The 16,731-nt window shown below is 71.5% G+C and carries 18 protein-coding genes and 2 pseudogenes; 19 read left to right on the top strand and 1 reads right to left on the bottom strand.

The genetic code is table 11. The features are described from left to right. The first annotated feature begins 77 nt into the window (after positions 1-77). The 6 genes and pseudogenes from dop to pafA all read left to right on the top strand — a co-directional run bounded on the left by dop (position 78) and on the right by pafA (position 5,521). Complete coding sequence (dop, locus tag E6W39_RS33385) at positions 78-1,589, top strand: depupylase/deamidase Dop (protein ID WP_141636660.1); 1,512 nt, start codon at positions 78-80, stop codon at positions 1,587-1,589. Between the two features lie 105 nt (positions 1,590-1,694). Further along, on the top strand, positions 1,695-1,913 hold the full coding sequence (locus tag E6W39_RS33390; RefSeq protein ID WP_141636661.1) for a ubiquitin-like protein Pup: 219 nt from the start codon (positions 1,695-1,697) through the stop codon (positions 1,911-1,913). Between the two features lie 242 nt (positions 1,914-2,155). Next, positions 2,156-2,272 (top strand): annotated as a pseudogene (locus tag E6W39_RS43225) (endonuclease domain-containing protein); the annotation flags it as partial. A gap of 68 nt (positions 2,273-2,340) precedes the next feature. Further along, a complete protein-coding gene (prcB, locus tag E6W39_RS33400) occupies positions 2,341-3,183 on the top strand; it encodes a proteasome subunit beta (protein ID WP_141636662.1) in 843 nt (280 codons plus the stop codon). A gap of 65 nt (positions 3,184-3,248) precedes the next feature. Then, positions 3,249-4,007: a proteasome subunit alpha gene (gene prcA, locus E6W39_RS33405; protein ID WP_141636663.1), complete on the top strand. Its 759-nt coding sequence runs from the start codon at positions 3,249-3,251 to the stop codon at positions 4,005-4,007. A 152-nt stretch (positions 4,008-4,159) separates the two neighbouring features. Beyond that, positions 4,160-5,521, top strand: a complete 1,362-nt coding sequence (gene pafA, locus E6W39_RS33410; RefSeq protein ID WP_141636664.1) for a Pup--protein ligase — start codon at positions 4,160-4,162, stop codon at positions 5,519-5,521. A gap of 69 nt (positions 5,522-5,590) precedes the next feature. On the opposite strand, the gene E6W39_RS42210 is transcribed toward pafA, so the two are convergent. Then, positions 5,591-5,806, bottom strand: coding sequence for a hypothetical protein (locus E6W39_RS42210; protein WP_228718471.1), 216 nt, complete (start codon positions 5,804-5,806; stop codon positions 5,591-5,593). Between E6W39_RS42210 and E6W39_RS33415 the strand changes: the two genes are divergently transcribed. The 13 genes and pseudogenes from E6W39_RS33415 to E6W39_RS33470 all read left to right on the top strand — a co-directional run bounded on the left by E6W39_RS33415 (position 5,796) and on the right by E6W39_RS33470 (position 16,634). Further along, the gene (locus E6W39_RS33415) at positions 5,796-6,611 is read left to right on the top strand and encodes an FKBP-type peptidyl-prolyl cis-trans isomerase (protein ID WP_228718472.1); all 816 of its coding nucleotides are present in this window, start codon (positions 5,796-5,798) and stop codon (positions 6,609-6,611) included. The genes E6W39_RS42210 and E6W39_RS33415 overlap by 11 nt on opposite strands. Before the next feature lie 155 nt (positions 6,612-6,766). After that, on the top strand, positions 6,767-8,089 hold the full coding sequence (locus E6W39_RS33420; RefSeq protein WP_141636665.1) for an FKBP-type peptidyl-prolyl cis-trans isomerase: 1,323 nt from the start codon (positions 6,767-6,769) through the stop codon (positions 8,087-8,089). Between the two features lie 149 nt (positions 8,090-8,238). After that, positions 8,239-8,613 carry an FKBP-type peptidyl-prolyl cis-trans isomerase gene (locus E6W39_RS33425; protein WP_141636666.1) on the top strand — a complete coding sequence of 125 codons (375 nt, stop codon included), beginning with the start codon at positions 8,239-8,241 and terminating at the stop codon, positions 8,611-8,613. A gap of 162 nt (positions 8,614-8,775) precedes the next feature. Beyond that, positions 8,776-9,771 carry a helix-turn-helix transcriptional regulator gene (locus tag E6W39_RS33430; RefSeq protein WP_141636667.1) on the top strand — a complete coding sequence of 332 codons (996 nt, stop codon included), beginning with the start codon at positions 8,776-8,778 and terminating at the stop codon, positions 9,769-9,771. After that, entirely contained in the window at positions 9,768-10,721 is a 954-nt protein-coding gene (locus E6W39_RS33435) for a helix-turn-helix transcriptional regulator (protein ID WP_101379446.1), read from the top strand. The genes E6W39_RS33430 and E6W39_RS33435 overlap by 4 nt, the downstream gene beginning before the upstream one ends. After that, positions 10,718-10,969 (top strand): hypothetical protein, encoded by a 252-nt coding sequence (locus tag E6W39_RS33440; protein WP_101379445.1) that lies wholly within the window; start codon positions 10,718-10,720, stop codon positions 10,967-10,969. Before E6W39_RS33435 ends, E6W39_RS33440 begins: the two co-directional genes overlap by 4 nt. 6 nt (positions 10,970-10,975) lie before the next feature. Then, positions 10,976-11,152 (top strand): hypothetical protein, encoded by a 177-nt coding sequence (locus E6W39_RS39950; RefSeq protein ID WP_180356361.1) that lies wholly within the window; start codon positions 10,976-10,978, stop codon positions 11,150-11,152. Between the two features lie 125 nt (positions 11,153-11,277). Then, positions 11,278-11,538 (top strand): twin-arginine translocase TatA/TatE family subunit, encoded by a 261-nt coding sequence (locus E6W39_RS33445; RefSeq protein WP_141636668.1) that lies wholly within the window; start codon positions 11,278-11,280, stop codon positions 11,536-11,538. Positions 11,539-11,650: 112 nt separating this feature from the next. Next, positions 11,651-12,571: a twin-arginine translocase subunit TatC gene (tatC, locus tag E6W39_RS33450; RefSeq protein WP_141638097.1), complete on the top strand. Its 921-nt coding sequence runs from the start codon at positions 11,651-11,653 to the stop codon at positions 12,569-12,571. Positions 12,572-12,750: 179 nt separating this feature from the next. Then, positions 12,751-13,745: pseudogene (locus E6W39_RS33455) on the top strand (NAD(P)/FAD-dependent oxidoreductase); the annotation flags it as partial. 148 nt (positions 13,746-13,893) lie between these two features. Further along, positions 13,894-14,208: a (2Fe-2S)-binding protein gene (locus E6W39_RS33460; RefSeq protein ID WP_141636669.1), complete on the top strand. Its 315-nt coding sequence runs from the start codon at positions 13,894-13,896 to the stop codon at positions 14,206-14,208. Continuing rightward, positions 14,189-15,595, top strand: coding sequence for an FAD-dependent oxidoreductase (locus E6W39_RS33465; protein ID WP_141636670.1), 1,407 nt, complete (start codon positions 14,189-14,191; stop codon positions 15,593-15,595). Before E6W39_RS33460 ends, E6W39_RS33465 begins: the two co-directional genes overlap by 20 nt. A 175-nt stretch (positions 15,596-15,770) precedes the next feature. Further along, on the top strand, positions 15,771-16,634 hold the full coding sequence (locus tag E6W39_RS33470; RefSeq protein ID WP_141638098.1) for a dihydrodipicolinate synthase family protein: 864 nt from the start codon (positions 15,771-15,773) through the stop codon (positions 16,632-16,634). The last annotated feature ends 97 nt before the right edge of the window (positions 16,635-16,731 follow it).

Consider the following 16,731-nt stretch of genomic DNA (forward strand, 5'->3'; position numbering starts at 1 on the left):
GCCGCGGTGCCACCCCAGGGACGTCGGAGCCCCGCCACCCGGCGGGGCGACGGGCAGCACCGGGCAAGGAGGGCCGGATGACCGTAAGGCGCGTGATGGGCATCGAGACCGAGTACGGCATCTCCGTACCCGGCCACCCCAATGCCAACGCCATGCTCACCTCGTCCCAGATCGTCAACGCCTACGCGGCGGCGATGCACCGGGCGCGCCGCGCCCGCTGGGACTTCGAGGAGGAGAACCCGCTGCGCGACGCACGCGGATTCGACCTCGCCCGCGAGGTCGCGGACGCCAGCCAGCTCACCGACGAGGACATCGGCCTCGCCAACATCATCCTCACCAACGGCGCCCGCTTCTACGTCGACCACGCCCACCCCGAGTACAGCTCGCCCGAGGTCACCAACCCGCGCGACGCAGTGCTCTGGGACAAGGCCGGCGAGCGGATCATGGCCGAGGCGGCTGCCCGCGCCCTGGAACTGCCCAACGGGCAGACCATCCACCTCTACAAGAACAACACCGACAACAAGGGCGCCTCCTACGGCACCCACGAGAACTACCTGATGCAGCGGGCCACCCCGTTCGCCGACATCGTCCGCCACCTCACCCCGTTCTTCGTCTCGCGCCAGGTCGTCACCGGCGCGGGCCGGGTCGGCATCGGCCAGGACGGCGCCGCCCACGGCTTCCAGATCAGCCAGCGCGCCGACTACTTCGAGGTCGAGGTGGGCCTCGAAACCACCCTCAAGCGGCCCATCATCAACACCCGCGACGAGCCGCACGCCGACGCCGAGAAATACCGCCGGCTGCACGTCATCATCGGCGACGCCAACCTCTCGGAAATCTCCACCTACCTCAAACTCGGCACCACCTCGCTGGTGCTCGCCATGATCGAGGCCGGCTTCATCGCGGTCGACCTCGCCGTCGACCAGCCGGTCCGCACCCTGCACCGGGTCTCCCACGACCCCTCGCTGCAGCACCTCATCACGCTGCGCAACGGCCGCAAGCTCACCGCCGTCCAGCTCCAGATGGAGTACTACGAGCTGGCCCGCAAGTTCGTCGAGGACCGCTACGGCCACGACGCCGACGAGCAGACCAAGGACGTGCTGATCCGCTGGGAGGACGTGCTCTCCCGGCTGGAGCGCGACCCGATGAGCCTGTCCAAGCAACTCGACTGGATCGCCAAGCGGGAGCTGCTGGAGGGCTACCGGCAGCGCGACGGGCTGGACTGGGACAACCCCCGGCTGCACCTGGTCGACCTGCAGTACAGCGACGTACGGCCGGAGAAGGGGCTCTACAACCGGCTCGTCGCACGCGGCCGGTTCGAGCGCCTGGTGACCGAGGACGAGGTGCTGCGGGCCGTCCACGAGCCGCCGGACGACACCCGGGCCTACTTCCGCGGCCGCTGCCTGGAGCAGTACGCGGAGCACGTCGCGGCGGCCTCCTGGGACTCCGTGATCTTCGACCTGCCCGGCCGTGACTCGCTGCAGCGCGTGCCCACCCTGGAGCCACTGCGCGGCACCCGTGCCCACGTCAAGGACCTGCTGGACCGCTGCCGCACCGCCGAGGACCTGGTCCGGGTCCTCTCCGGTGGGTGAGTGATCCGCTACCTTGAGTGAAATATCGGCTGACGGGGAATCATCCTGGTGGGGCCCAGGCGTTCCACCAGTACTACCGACCGACGATGCAAAGGGGTGAGGGGCATGGCGACCAAGGACACCGGCGGCGGTCAGCAGCGGGCCAACCGCGCCACCGAGGACACCGAAGAGCAGGCCGCAGACGTCCAGCAGTCCGACGAGCTCCAGGAGCGCCAGGACAAGCTGAGCGACGACGTGGACGCGGTACTCGACGAAATCGACGAAGTACTCGAGTCGAACGCAGAGGACTTCGTCCGGGGCTTCGTTCAAAAGGGCGGAGAGTAATTAGCATCCGAACTGCATTCCGAGGCGCATTGTCCGAAATGCAAGCGGACACTGCCCGCCGCTGATTCCGCGAGGAATCGGCCCCGATGGAACGGGCTGCAGGCGTGCTGTCGCGCGCCTGCAGCGCGGGCTGTTACGGCCTGCGCCGGCTGTGCCGCCTACTGCTAGGCCTGCCGGGGGTCGACAACCGGTGCAGGCATTTCGCAAGGAATCACGGCCGCTCCGAGGCGCACCTTCAGGCAATGCTCCGGGATCAGTGCCACCTCTGTCCGATCTGTCAGGACAGTCGAGCCGAGCATGTGGATCACGACCACGAAACGGGTAGGGTCCGTGGCATCCTCTGTTTCGCGTGCAACGCGGCGCCGGGGCAGATGAGGGATCGGCCCGACGCGCTCCGGCGGGCTGCCGACTACCTGGAAGGAATCGTGTGGAAGCCAACATTCGTGGCACCGGGCGTCTACCGGCTGCCTTCCTCACCCCCGGACATTCCTCCTTCATGGAGTTCCTGGCTGAGCACTCGCCCGAGCTCCTCCCCGGGCGGCGCAAGCTCCCCGAGGGGCTGACCCTGGAGGCGCCGCACGGCACCACCATCGTCGCCGCGGTCTTCGACGGCGGCGTGGTGATCGCCGGTGACCGCCGGGCCACCATGGGCAATGTGATCGCCCAGCGCGACATCGAGAAGGTGTTCCCGGCCGACGAGTACAGCGCGGTCGGCATCGCCGGCACCGCGGGCCTGGCCGTCGAGATGGTGCGCCTGTTCCAGTTGGAGCTGGAGCACTACGAGAAGATCGAGGGCACCACCCTCTCCCTGGAGGGCAAGGCCAACCGGCTGACCACGATGATCCGGGGCAACCTGGGCATGGCGATGCAGGGCCTGGCCGTGGTGCCGATGTTCGCCGGCTACGACCTGGACCTCGGGCGCGGCCGGATCTTCACCTACGACGTCACCGGCGGCCGCTCCGAGGAGCGCGGTTTCGCCGCCACCGGCTCGGGCTCGGTCTTCGCCCGCGGCTCGCTGAAGAAGCTCTACAGCCCGGAACTGACGGCCGATCAGGCCGGCGTCCTGGTGATCCAGGCGCTCTACGACGCGGCCGACGACGACTCCGCCACCGGCGGCCCGGACCTGGCCCGCAAGATCTTCCCGATCGTCTACGTGATCACCGGCGAGGGCCTGCGCAGGCTCTCCGAGGAGGAGGTGGCGCGGATCGCGGTGTCGGTCACCGATGAGCGCCGCACCCGCCCCGACGGCCCGCAGGCCCCGCTCCAGTAATCCGCCACCGCTCCCCGGCGCCCGCAGCAGGGTGAGGGAGCCCGAACCAGAAGGGACGACCGCCGGTGTCCACACCGTTCTACGTCTCGCCCCAGCAGGCCATGGCGGATCGCGCGGAGTACGCCCGCAAGGGCATCGCGCGCGGCCGCAGCGTGGTGGTGCTCACCTACGCCGACGGCATCGCCTTCGTGGCCGAGAACACCTCCCGGGCGCTGCACAAGGTGTCCGAGATCTACGACAAGATCGCGTTCGCGGCGGTCGGCCGCTACAACGAGTTCGAGAACCTGCGGATCGGCGGGGTGCGCTACGCCGACCTGCGCGGATACTCCTACGACCGGGCCGATGTGACGGCCCGTGGCCTGGCCAACGTCTACGCCCAGACGCTGGGCACCATCTTCTCCTCGGTCGGTGAGAAGCCGTACGAGGTGGAGCTGATCGTCGCCGAGGTCGGCCAGAGTGCCGACGACGACCAGATCTACCGCCTCACCCCGGACGGCTCGGTGGTGGACGAGCAGAACTCGGTGGTGGTCGGCGGCAACGCCGACTCGATCGGGAACTACCTGGGGCAGCGCCACCAGGTGGGCATGAGCCTGGCCGAGGCGCTGAAGCTGGCCGTGGAGTCGCTGGCCCGGGACCCGAACGGCGGCACGCCGAGGTCGCTGACCCCGGAGCAGCTGGAGGTCGCGGTGCTGGACCGGGTGCGCCCGCAGCAGCGCAAGTTCAAGCGGATCCTGGGCCCGCAGCTGGGCCGGCTGCTGAGCCAGGACCCGGGCGACGCAGCGGCGGCCGACCAGGCGGAGCCGGAGTCGTCCGAGGACGAGTAGGCGGCCCGGGCGGCGGTGGGGTGCGGCGCCGAGCGTGCCGCACCCCACCGCCGCGCCCGTTTGTTCGACTGATTTCGGCATCCGTCGGATCGTGATTCGATTGGCGTGGCGGAAACGGTTTCAGAAGGCCTTCGGAAGCGTAAAGTCCCTGCATGGACCGCCGAATTTTCGGGCTGGAGAACGAGTACGGCGTCACGTGTACGTTCCGGGGACAACGGCGTCTGTCTCCGGACGAGGTGGCCAGGTACCTCTTCCGCCGCGTAGTTTCCTGGGGCCGCAGCAGCAATGTGTTCCTGCGCAATGGCGCTCGCCTGTATCTGGACGTCGGTTCGCACCCCGAGTACGCCACTCCGGAGTGTGATGACGTCGTCGAGCTGGTGACGCACGACAAGGCCGGCGAGCGGATCCTCGAGGGTCTGCTGGTGGATGCCGAGCGGCGGCTGCACGAGGAGGGCATCGCCGGGGACGTCTACCTGTTCAAGAACAACACCGACTCGGCCGGCAACTCCTACGGCTGCCACGAGAACTACCTGGTGGCGCGGCACGGCGAGTTCTCCCGGCTGGCGGACGTGCTGATTCCGTTCCTGGTGACCCGCCAGCTGATCTGCGGCGCGGGCAAGGTGCTGCAGACCCCGCGTGGCGCGGTGTTCTGCGTGAGCCAGCGGGCGGAGCACATCTGGGAGGGCGTCAGCTCGGCGACCACCCGGTCCCGTCCGATCATCAACACCAGGGACGAGCCGCACGCGGATGCCGAGCGCTACCGCCGGCTGCACGTGATCGTCGGTGACTCCAACATGTCGGAGACCACCACGCTGCTGAAGGTGGGCGCGACCGACCTGGTGCTGCGGCTGATCGAGGCCGGCGTGGTGATGCGCGATCTGACGCTGGAGAACCCGATCCGGGCGATCCGCGAGGTGAGCCACGACCTGACGGGCCGTCACCAGGTGCGCCTGGCCAACGGCCGGGAGGCGAGCGCGCTGGAGATCCAGGAGGAGTACTACGCGAAGGCGCTGGAGTTCGCCGACCGCAAGGGCCTGAACGAGGGCACGGTGGGCCGGGTGCTGGAGCTGTGGGGCCGCACGCTGGAGGCGGTGCGCACCGAGGACCTGTCCAAGGCCGGGACCGAGATCGACTGGATCATGAAGTACCAGCTGATCGAGCGGTACCGGGAGAAGCACCAGATGAGCATGTCGAACCCGCGGATCGCGCAGATCGATCTGGCCTACCACGACATCCACCGCCGCCGCGGGCTCTTCTACCTGATGCAGAACAAGGGCCAGGCCAAGCGGGTGACCACCGATCTGAAGGTCTTCGAGGCGAAGTCGGTGCCGCCGCAGACCACCCGGGCCCGGCTGCGCGGGGACTTCATCCGCCGGGCGCAGGAGCAGCGCCGTGACTTCACGGTGGACTGGGTTCACCTGAAGCTCAACGACCAGGCGCAGCGGACGGTGCTGTGCAAGGACCCGTTCCGGTCGGTGGACGAGCGGGTGGAGAAGCTGATCGCGGGAATGTGAGCCCTTTCTCCGGCCGGCGTGCCCCGTCCTCCCTGAGGTCGGGGCGCGCCGGCTCTAGTCTGGTCACGTTTACTGATCCGTAAATGTGACTGACAGTGAGGTCGCCGTGCGCCGCAGAGCCGGGTTGCTCGTTCTCCTGCCGATGCTGCTGCTGGCCGCGTGCAGCAGCAGTTCGCCCGTGAAGAGCGGGCCGTCGCCGGTGCCGACGTCATCGGCGCCGTCGGTGCCGACTCCGGTGGGGTCGGCGTCCCCGATGCCGACGGTGAGCGGGCCGGTGGGCAGCAAGGCGACGATCACACTGCCGCCCGGGCAGCCGACCGGCCAGTTCGTGGTGACCACCGCGATCGAGGGCGACGGGCCGACGGTGAACCGGGGCGACTGGGTGACGGTCAGCTACACGGCGAAGGACTGGACGTCGGGCAAGGACGTGCAGGGCTCCTATGACGCCGGGGCGAAGCCGCAGCTGTACCAGGCCGGGATCGGCCAGCTGGTGCCGGCGTTCGACCAGACCGTGGTGGGCAAGAAGGTGGGCAGCCGGGTGCTGGTGGTGGCGCCGCCGTCGGCCGCGTTCGGCAGCTCCACCAACCAGCAGCTGGGGGTGGGCAAGGACGACACCGTGGTGTTCGCGCTGGACATCCTGCAGGCGGTGCCGCAGGACTCGGTGGTGTCGGGGACGATGACCCAGCCGCCGGCGAACCAGCCGCAGGTGAAGGACAACGGCAAGGCCGCGCCCACGATCACGATTCCGCCGAACACGCCGGCGCCGTCGGATCTGCAGACCAATGTGCTGATCAAGGGTGACGGCAAGCCGGTGCAGGCGGGCCAGTCGCTGGTGCTGCAGTACACCGGGGTGCTGTGGAGCAACGGCCAGCAGTTCGACTCCTCGTGGAGTCACGGCGGGGCGCAGGTGCTGCAGATCGGCACCGGCAGTGTGATCGCCGGGTGGGACAAGGGCCTGGTGGGCCAGCCGGTGGGCAGCCGGGTGGAACTGGTGATTCCGCCGTCGCAGGGTTACGGCGGACAGGCACAGAACGGTATCCCTGCGAACTCGACCCTGGTCTTCGTGATCGACATCCTGGAAGCTGTGTAGCCGCGGGACGTCCACCGTGGTGCGCTAGCTGTCACGCGGGCGGGTACTCCTGGTGTGTCATGAACACCTGGTGAGTGCCCGCCTTCATGGCAAGCTGCCATACTGCTGGCGATTCGCACAGCGTCCAGTGATCCAAAAGGCGAGGATGGGGAGAAATGGCTGAGAATCCGTCGGACCCGACCGAGGCCGACAGCGCGAGCGGGCCGCTCGCCGACCCGGTGGTCTCCGGCCCGGGGACATCGACCGCGGGGCGAGAGTCGATCGTGGTTCCGCCGGCGATTCTCGCCCAGCAGGCGGGCTGGTCGGAGCCGGGAACGGACGTGCCGGGCCCAGCGGCCCCGAAGTCGGCCGAGCCGCAGGTCTTCGCGTCAACGGTGCGCAAGCAGCAGACCTCCGAGGCCGACTACGAGAACGTGGGCAGCGGTGGCAAGCTGGGTGTGGTGCTGGGCGTGGTGCTGGCCGTGCTGCTGGTCGGCAGCGGCATCGGCCTCTACGTGGTGAACAGCGGCAGTGACAGCAAGAGCACGGCCGCGGACAGCGCGACCAGCCAGCCGTCCCAGACCCCGTCCAAGACCCCGGTGCCGCCGGTCAAGACGGACGCCAAGGTGCTCCCGCAGGTCTCCGGTGACTTCGGCAAGAAGGCGGACATCGCGCTGCCGTCGCAGCACTCGGACGGCTCCTTCGTGGTGAAGCCGCTGATCCAGGGCGACGGCGCCAAGGTGGGCAAGGGCGACTGGGTCTCGGCCACCTACACCGCCAAGGACTGGACGACCGGCAAGGACATCCCGGGCTCCTACGACCAGGACCAGGGCAAGCCTCAGCTGTTCCAGGCGGGCCTGGGCAACCTGATCCCGGCGCTGGACTCCGCAGTGGTGGGCCAGAAGGCGGGCACCCGGGTGCTGGTGGTGGCCCCGCCGGCGGCGGGCTTCGGCGACCAGGGCAACCAGAAGATGGGCGTGGGGCCCAAGGACGACATGGTGATCGTCGTCGACATCCAGCGGGCCAACGCGCCGGGTGCCCGGGTGAGCGGCGACGTGACGCCGCCGCCGGCCGACTTCGCCGCGGTCAAGGTGAACGGCGACGGCAAGGCCGACACCATCACCCCGCCGGCGAACCCGGCCGACCCGAGCGACCTGAAGACCTCGGTGCTGATCCAGGGCAAGGGCCCCAAGGTGGAGAACGGCGAGCTGGCGGTCGTGCAGTACACCGGCGTGACCCTGAAGGACGGCAAGGAGTTCGACTCCTCGCTGGACAAGAAGACCGCCTTCAGCTTCGTGGTCGGCGGCGGCAACGTGATCCAGGGCTGGGACAAGGGCGTGGCGGGCCAGAACGTCGGCAGCCGGATCGAGTTGGAGATCCCGGCAGCCCAGGCCTACGGCGCGAACCCGCCGCAGGGCAGCAACATCCCGGCCAACGCCTCGCTGGTGTTCGTGGTGGACATCCTGGACGCCGGGATCGGCCAGCCGGCCCAGGGGTGACAAGATAGGGGCTGACCGGCCGTTCGGGGCGACCCGTGGCCGGGCCTGATCAACGTGGGCGGCGGACAGCCGTACGGTGGTTCCCGAGGGAGCCTTACCTGCGGCGGTCCGCCGTCCTGTTGTTGCTGAGACGATGAGATGAGGCAGTTGTGAGCCAGAAGACGAAGCCGGAGATCGACTTCCCCGAGGGCGCGGCCCCGGCAGACCTGGAGATCACCGACATCGAGGTGGGCACCGGTGCCGAGGCCAAGCCCGGCATGATGGTCGAGGTGCACTACGCCGGCGTGACCTTCGAGACCGGTGAGGAGTTCGACGCCTCCTGGAACCGCGGCTCGACCTTCAAGTTCCCGCTGGGCGCCGGCCGGGTCATCAAGGGCTGGGACGAGGGCGTCGTCGGCATGAAGGTCGGTGGCCGCCGCAAGCTGGTCATCCCGGCCCACAAGGCCTACGGCAACCAGTCGCCGAGCCCGGCGATCCCGGCGGGTTCGACCCTGATCTTCGTGGTCGACCTGATCAACGTCTGACCATTCCGGTCTGACGATCCGACCGGTTGCTGACCGGTCCAGGGGCGGCGGTGACGGGTGCGAGCCCGGCGCCGCCGCCTCGGCTTTCGCCGCGGGTCCCGCTACCGGTACGGTCGAGGCCGCCGGGCTCACCCGGTATGGGACGACTATGAAGGGTCAGCGATGGCGATCGCCAAGGCAGAGCGGCTGATGAACCTCGCCCTGTGCCTGATGAACACCAGACGTCCGCTCTCCAAGCGGGAGCTGCGGGAGTCCATCGAGGCCTACCGGGAGGCCTGGGCGCAGGGCAGCGAGGACGCCTTCAACCGCATGTTCGAGCGGGACAAGGACGACCTGCGCGAGCTCGGGCTGGTGATCGATGTCGACGAGAACACCCTGGACGGCGAGGCCGGCTACCTCGCCCGCCCGGACCGCAACCGGCTGCCGGAGATCGCACTGGACGCCGAGGAGGCGGCCGCGCTGAGCCTGGCCGCCAGGGTCTGGCAGCAGGCCCGGCTGTCCGGCGCGGCCAGTGGCGCGCTGCAGAAGCTGCGGGCCGCCGGAGTGCCGTTCACCGAGGCGTCGGCGGGCACCGCGCTGGAGCCCTACATCCCGGTGCGGGAGGCCGCGTTCGAGCCGCTGCTGCTGGCGGCCCGGGACCGGCGGCCGGTGAGCTTCGACTACCGCAAGGCGGGCGCCGCGGTGGTGGAGCCGCGCTCGGTGGAGCCCTGGGCGCTGGAGTGCTGGCGCGGCCACTGGTACCTGGCCGGCTGGGACCGGGACCGCGGTGCCTCCCGGGTGTTCCGGCTGAGCCGGATCGCGGGCAAGGTGCGCTCGCGGCAGGGCGCGTTCACCGCGCCGGTGCCCGAGCACGTGGACGTGCGCGCCACCGTGGCCCGGTTCGCCGGTGAGGGCGCGACCGCCACGGCCACCGTGAAGCTGCGCCGCGGGTCCGCCTACCCGCTGCGCGCCAAGGCCCTGGCGGAGCGTCAAGTCGACGCCGACTGGGACGAGTTGGAGATTCCGTACGGGCGCGGGCTGGCCGCCGACCTGTCCGAGTATGGTCCGGATGTGGTGGTGCTGGCGCCGCAGGAGCTGCGCGCCGAGCTGATCGAGCGGCTGCGCGCGGTGGCCGGACTCGCCGTTGAGGGATTCGCAGTGGAGGGGGAGCGGGCATGAGCAACGCGATCGACCAGACCCGGCGGATGCTCTCGCTGGTCACCTATCTGCGCGAGCGGCCGGGTGCCGAAGTCGCGGAGGTGGCCCGGGCGTTCGGGATCAGCGAGCGTGAGCTGATCGCCGACCTCAATGTGCTGCCGATGTGCGGCACCAGCTTCCGCGGCGGCGACCTGCTGGACATCGACACCGACGGCGAGCGGATCTGGTGGCACAACGTCGACGACGTGGCCCAGCCGCTGCGGCTGGCCGCCGACGAGGCCACCGCGCTGCTGGTCGCCGCCCGCGCCGTGGCCTCGCTGCCCGGCCTGCGGGACCGCGACCGGCAGGCGCTCACCCGCGCGGTCGCCAAGATCGAGAACGCGGCGGGGGAGAGCGCCGAGGGCAGCGCCCGGGTCGGGGTGACCTTCGAGGCCGAGGGCCAGGTCTTCGCCGACATCGACCGGGCGCTCAGCGAGGGCCGGCGGATCTGGCTGCGCTACTACTCGCACGGGCGCGGCGGCATGACCGAGCGCGAGGTGGACCCGATCCGGCTGCTCACCGAGGGCCACACCTACCTGGACGGCTGGTGCCGCACCTCGGAGGACCGCCGGCTGTTCCGGCTGGACCGGGTGGCCGAGATCAAGGTGCTGGACGAGCCCGCCGACCCGCCCCGGCTGGAGCCGCGCGACCTCTCCCAGGGCCTGGTGAACCCGGCCGCGGACGACCCCGAGGTGGTGGTGGAGGTCGGCCCCGGCGGGCGCTGGGTGGCCGAGTACTACACCCACGACCTGGCCGAGGAGCTCCCCGACGGCGGGCTGCGGATCACCCTGCGCAGCTCCGACCCGTCCGGCCTGCGCACCCTGGCGCTGCGGCTCGGCGCGGACGGGCGGATCGTGCTGCCCGCGCCGCTGGCCGAGCAGGCGCGTGCGGCGGCCCGGGCGGCGCTGGCGGGCTACGAGGCCGCCGAGTGACCGAGGACGACGAGGCGGGCGAACCAGCCACCCGGTTCAAGGTCTACTGCTCGCAGTGCCGGGAGAAGGTGGAGCTGCCGGCGGCCGCGTTCCGGCTGGCGCTGGGCGCCACCAAGGAGCGCACCTTCTACAGCTTCACCTGTCCGGAGTGCGGCGCAGCGGTGCGCAAGACGGCCGGCGAGAAGATCGTCGAGGCGCTGACCGGCGCCGGAGTGTCGACGATGCGGCTCGTGCCGATCGAGAGGTGACGGAACATGACCTGGGTCCTGCTGGCGGTGGTCGGCCTGGCCACCGCTGGGCTGCTGGTGCTGGGAGTGCTCGCGATGCGGGTGTGGGTGGACGTGCGGGGGTTGGCCCGGCAGGTCGACACGGCCTCGCGGGCGCTGGCCGGCGCGGCCGAGGAGGTCTCGGCGGCCGCCGGCACGCGGTGACGGCAGCCGGGAAACCCATGACTTCACCTGCTGGTGGCCACCGGGGGTCTCCTGCCGCCGTGGCGCGCGGGTTAGGCTCTCCTGTGGCCTCGGTGCAGCTCTCGTCCGGAAGTAGGTAGTCGCGTATGGGCAGGGTCCTGGGATTCCTCATCATCATCGCGATGGCGGCGATCTTCTTCGGTGCCAAGCGGCTGCCCGACCTCGCCCGGTCCGCCGGGCGGTCCATGCGCATCCTCAAGGCCGAGACCGCGGCGCTGCGCGAGGAGTACACCCGGGAGGCGAGCCCCACCGCGGACACCGAGCCGGCCCGGATCGTCAAGGCCGCGCCCGGTGACACCGCCACCGCCCGGCCGGTCGCCGAGCCGTCCGTCGGCGGCGAGCGATGACCGCGCTCAACCGATGGTCCCGTGGCCGCCGACCGGCGGGCCGCGCCGCAACGAGTTCTGAGGATCGGGGTTGAGCAAGTCTCCCAAGCCGCCGAAGACCGCCGACGGACGGATGTCCCTCGGCGATCATCTGCGCGAACTGCGGAACCGGCTGGTCAAGGCGGTGCTCGCGGTGGTGGTCTGCACCATCGCGGCGGCGTTCTTCAAGGACCGGCTGCTGCACTTCCTGATGAACCCGCTGCCCGCCTGCCTGCCGAACGGGCAGCCCAAACCGGGGATGAAGCACTGCGCGCAGGTGGCGGTGATCGGTGTCACCCAGCCGTTCAACCTCACCCTCAAGGTCTGCCTGCTGGCGGGCCTGGTGGCGGCGGTGCCGATCTGGCTCTACCAGGTCTGGGCGTTCGTGGCGCCGGGCCTGCACAAGCACGAGAAGCGCTACTCGCTGACCTTCCTGGGGCTCGGCACGCCGCTCTTCCTCGGCGGCGTGACCTGCGCCTACCTGCTGATGCCGACCACCTTGGAGGTGCTCGGCTCGTTCACCCCGATCGGGGCTCAGCAGATCATGCCGGTGGAGAACTACCTCAACATCGCCACCCGGATGCTGCTGGTCTTCGGCCTGGCCTTCGAGTTCCCGCTGCTGCTGGTGATGCTCAACCTGGCCGGGGTGCTCTCCGGCAAGCGGATGCTGGGCTGGTGGCGCGGCATGGTGATGGCCATCACGGTCTTCGCGGCCGTCGCCACGCCGAGCGCCGACCCGGTCAGCATGCTGGCCCTGGCCTCGCCGATCTGGGTGCTGTACTTCGTGGCGGTCGGCTTCTCGCTGCTCAACGACCGGCGTCGGCGCCGCAACAACCCGGATGCCGAGCTGTCCGACGAGGAGGCCTCGCACGTGGACCTGTCGGTGGCGGCGGTGGCGGGTGCCGAGTCGGTCGGCGCCTCCGCCCCTGAGCTCGCCTCGTCGGCTCCGCTGGCCTCGGCGGCGCCCGCCCGTCCGGCGGAGGCCTGGGGGCATGTGGACGACGACGTCACCTGAGATGTCGGCGGTGTCTGACGGTGCCCCGGTCGCTGCGGCGGCCGGGGCACCGCTGTCTGTGCGGGGAACCTGCGCCGCCCCGGGGATGTCTGGGGAGGGTGTCTTGGCAGGGTCTTGGCAGGCGCTCCACCATGTGACATATTACTGACGTGCCCACAAGACCAACCCACGACGTCGTGGTGATCGGCGCCGGTGTCGTCGGTGCCGCCTGCGCGTTCTACGCCGCCCGTGCCGGGCTCTCGGTCGCCGTCGTCGACCGCGGCCCGGTGGCAGGGGGACCACCGGGGCGGGGGAGGGCAATCTGCTGCTCTCCGACAAGGAGCCCGGCCCGGAGCTGGAGCTCGCCAAGCTCTCCGCGCTGCTCTGGCTCGAGCTCGCCGCCGAACTGGGCGAGGCCTTCGAGTACGAGCCCAAGGGCGGGCTGGTGGTGGCCGCCGACCCGGCCGGGCAGCAGGCCCTGGCCGCCTTCGCCGCCAAGCAGCGCGCCGCCGGAGTGACCGCCCACGAGGTCACCGCCGACCGCCTGCCCGACTACGAACCGCACCTGGCCCCCGGCATGGCCGGCGGCTTCCACTACCCCGAGGACGCCCAGGTGCAGCCGGCCCTGGCCGCCGCCCACCTGCTGCGCGCCGCCGTCCGGGCAGGCGCCGCCCTGCACCTGGACGAGCAGGTCACCGCCCTGCTCACCGGGCCCGGCGGCACGGTGCGCGGGGTGCGCACCGAGCGCCGCGAGCTGGCCGCCGGCGCGGTGGTCAACGCGGCCGGCACCTGGGGCGGGCAGATCGCCCGGCTGGCCGGCGTCGAGCTGCCGGTGCTGCCCAGGCGCGGTTTCGTGCTGGTCACCGAGCCGCTGCCCAAGGTGGTGCGGCACAAGGTCTACGCCGCGGACTACGTGGCCGACGTGGCGAGCGGCTCGGCCGCGCTGCAGAGCTCCGGCGTGGTCGAGGGCACCCCGTCCGGCACCGTGCTGATCGGCGCCAGCCGGGAGCGGGTCGGCTTCGACCGCACCCTCTCGGTTCCGGCCGTGGGTCGGCTGGCCCGGCAGGCGGCGGCGCTCTTCCCGTTCCTGACCGACGTCCGGGTGCTGCGCGCCTACCGGGGCTTCCGGCCCTACCTGCCGGACCACAAGCCGGCGATCGGCGCCGACCCCCGGGCGCCCGGGCTGCTGCACGCCTGCGGTCACGAGGGCGCCGGCATCGGGCTGGCCCCCGCCACCGGCCTGCTGATCGCCGAGCAGCTGACCGGCCGCCGCCTGTCAACCGCCGACCCGGTGGACACCGCCCCGTTCCGTCCCGACCGCTTCGCCTGATCCCGAGGACGTCATGCGCCGAACCCCCGCCAGGCTGGCCGCCGCCGAGCCCGAGCCCGCCCACACCATCGAGTTCGACGGCCGCCCGATCCCCGCCCTGCCCGGGCAGACCATCGCCGCCGCACTCTGGGCCGAGGGCATCGTGGCCTGGCGCCGCACCCGGAGCACCGGGCGGCCGCGCGGCGCGTTCTGCGGGATCGGCGCCTGCTTCGACTGCCTGGCCACCGTCAACGGCCGCCCCAACCAGCGCACTTGCCTGCTCCCGGCGGAGCCCGGCGACATCGTCACCACCCAGGAGGGCCACGGCCATGCCGACCTCGCCGTCTGATGCCGGCCTCGCAGACCCGTACGACCTGGCCGTGATCGGCGCCGGGCCGGCCGGACTCGCGGGCGCGGTGGCCGCCGCCGACCAGGGCCTGCGCTGCGTGCTGCTCGACGCCGGAGCCCGACCCGGCGGCCAGTACTACCGGCACCCGGCCCCGGGCCTGCGGGCCGCCCGCCCCGACCGGCTGCACCACCACTGGCCGGTCTTCGCCGACCTCGCCGAGCGCCTCGCCGCCCACCGCGAGGCGGGTCGGATCGACTACCTGGCGCACCACCACGTCCACCTGCTGGAGCGGCGCGAGCCCTGGCGCCTGCACGCCGCCACCGGCGCCGACGGAAGCGGCAGGGCCACCCTGCGGGCCACCGCCGTGCTGCTGGCCACCGGCGCCTATGAGCGCCAACTGCCGTTCCCCGGCTGGACGCTGCCCGGGGTGGTCACCGCCGGCGGTGCGCAGGCGATGCTCAAGGCCGGCCTGGTGCTGCCCGGGCGGCGGATCGTGGTGGCGGGCAGCGGCCCGCTGCTGCTGGCCGCCGCGGCCTCGCTCACCGCGGCCGGGGCCGAGGTGCCGGCGATCGTCGAGGCCTCCACCTACCTCGGCTACGCCCGCCGCCCCGGGGTGCTCGCCGCCACCCCCGCCAAGCTGCTGGAGGGCGTCACCCATGGTGCGGCGCTGGCCCGGCACCGGGTGCGGCTGCGCCGCGCCAGTGCCGTGGTCGAGGCGCACGGGGGCGAGAGGGTGGAGGCGGTGACCGTGGCCCGGCTGGACGCCGACTGGCGGCCGCTGCCCGGCACCGAGCGGCGGATCGACTGCGACGCGCTGGCGATCGGTCACGGCCTGGTGCCGCAGCTGGAGCTCGCCGCCGAACTGGGCGCCGCCACCCGCGTGGTGCCGGACGGCACCGTGGCGCTGCGGGTCGACGCCCGCCAGCTCACCAGCGTGCCCGGGCTCTGGGCGGCCGGCGAGACCTGCGGCGTCGGTGGTGCCGAACTGGCGCTGGCGGAAGGCGAGTTGGCCGCACTGGCGATCGCCGGCCGAGCGCCGGCGACCACCCTGCTCTCCCAGCGCCGCCGACTGCGCGCGTTCGCCGAGCTGATGGCCGCCGCCCATCGGCCGGGGCCCGGCTGGTCCGACTGGCTGCGCCCGGAGACCGAGGTCTGCCGCTGCGAGGAGGTGACCGCCGGGGCCATCGGCGAGGCGGTCGAGCGGCTCGGCGCCACCGACGCCCGGACCGTCAAGCTCCTCACCCGGGCCGGCATGGGCTGGTGCCAGGGCCGGATGTGCTCCCCAGCGGTGGCTTGCCTGGCCGGTACGGCCGAGCCGGTCGCCGACTCCCGTCCACTCTCCTGCCCGGTCCTGCTCGGCGACCTCGCGGCGCTGCCGGAGGACTGATCCGGGCTCTGCTTCGATCCGGGCTCCAGTCGGGCGTCCGTCCGTCAGGATCCGCCAGGCCCCCACGTGCCCTCTTGTGCGCGTTCTGGCAACTCTATAAAATGTCACACCTCATCAAGGAGATGCTCTCGTGACCAACCCCACACACGACCGCACCCGCCCCTGGCGCGGCATCATGGTCGCCACCGCACTGCCGCTGCGCGAGGACCTGTCCGTCGACTACGACGCCTACGCCGAGCACGTCCGCTGGCTGATCGACAACGGCTGCGACGGCGTCGTCCCCAACGGCTCACTCGGCGAGTACCAGACCCTCACCGCCGAGGAGCGCGCCCGCGTCGTCACCACCGCCGTCGAGGCCGCCGGTGACGGCGCCAGGGTGATGCCCGGCGTCGCCGCCTACGGCAGTGCCGAGTCCCGCCGCTGGGCCGAGCAGGCCGCCGAGGCCGGCGCCGGCTCGGTGCTGCTGCTGCCGCCCAACGCCTACCGGGCCGACGCCACCGCGGTGCGCGCCCACTACGCCGAGGTGGCCAAGGCCGGCGTGCCGATCGTGGCCTACAACAACCCGATCGACACCAAGGTCGACCTGGTGCCCTCGCTGCTCGCTCAGCTGCACGCCGAGGGCAGCATCGTCGCCGTCAAGGAGTTCAGCGGCGACGTCCGCCGGGCGTACGAGCTCGCCGAACTCGCCCCCGGCCTGGACCTGCTGATCGGCGCCGACGACGTGCTGCTGGAGCTGGCGCTGGCCGGCGCGGTCGGCTGGATCGCCGGCTACCCCAACGCGCTGCCGCAGGCCACCGCGGCGCTCTACCGCGCCGCCGTCGCCAAGGACCTGGACACCGCGCTGCCCCTCTACAAGTCGCTGCACTCGCTGCTGCGGTGGGACTCCAAGACCGAGTTCGTCCAGGCGATCAAGCTCTCGATGGACATCGCGGGCCGCGTCGGCGGTCCGGTCCGGGCACCGCGCGTGCCGCTGACCGGGGACATCGAGACGGCGGTCCGCGCGGCCACCGAGAAGGCGCTGGCCGACGGGCTGCGCTGACCGCTCTGGGTACCTGAGGTATCCGAGGTACCTGAGGTACCTGAGTTAGTCCAGTTCTCCGAGTTACCCGAGTTCTCTGAGTTCTCCGACGAAGGGT

It is taken from the genome of Kitasatospora acidiphila, from assembly GCF_006636205.1.
Classification (GTDB): domain Bacteria; phylum Actinomycetota; class Actinomycetes; order Streptomycetales; family Streptomycetaceae; genus Kitasatospora; species Kitasatospora acidiphila.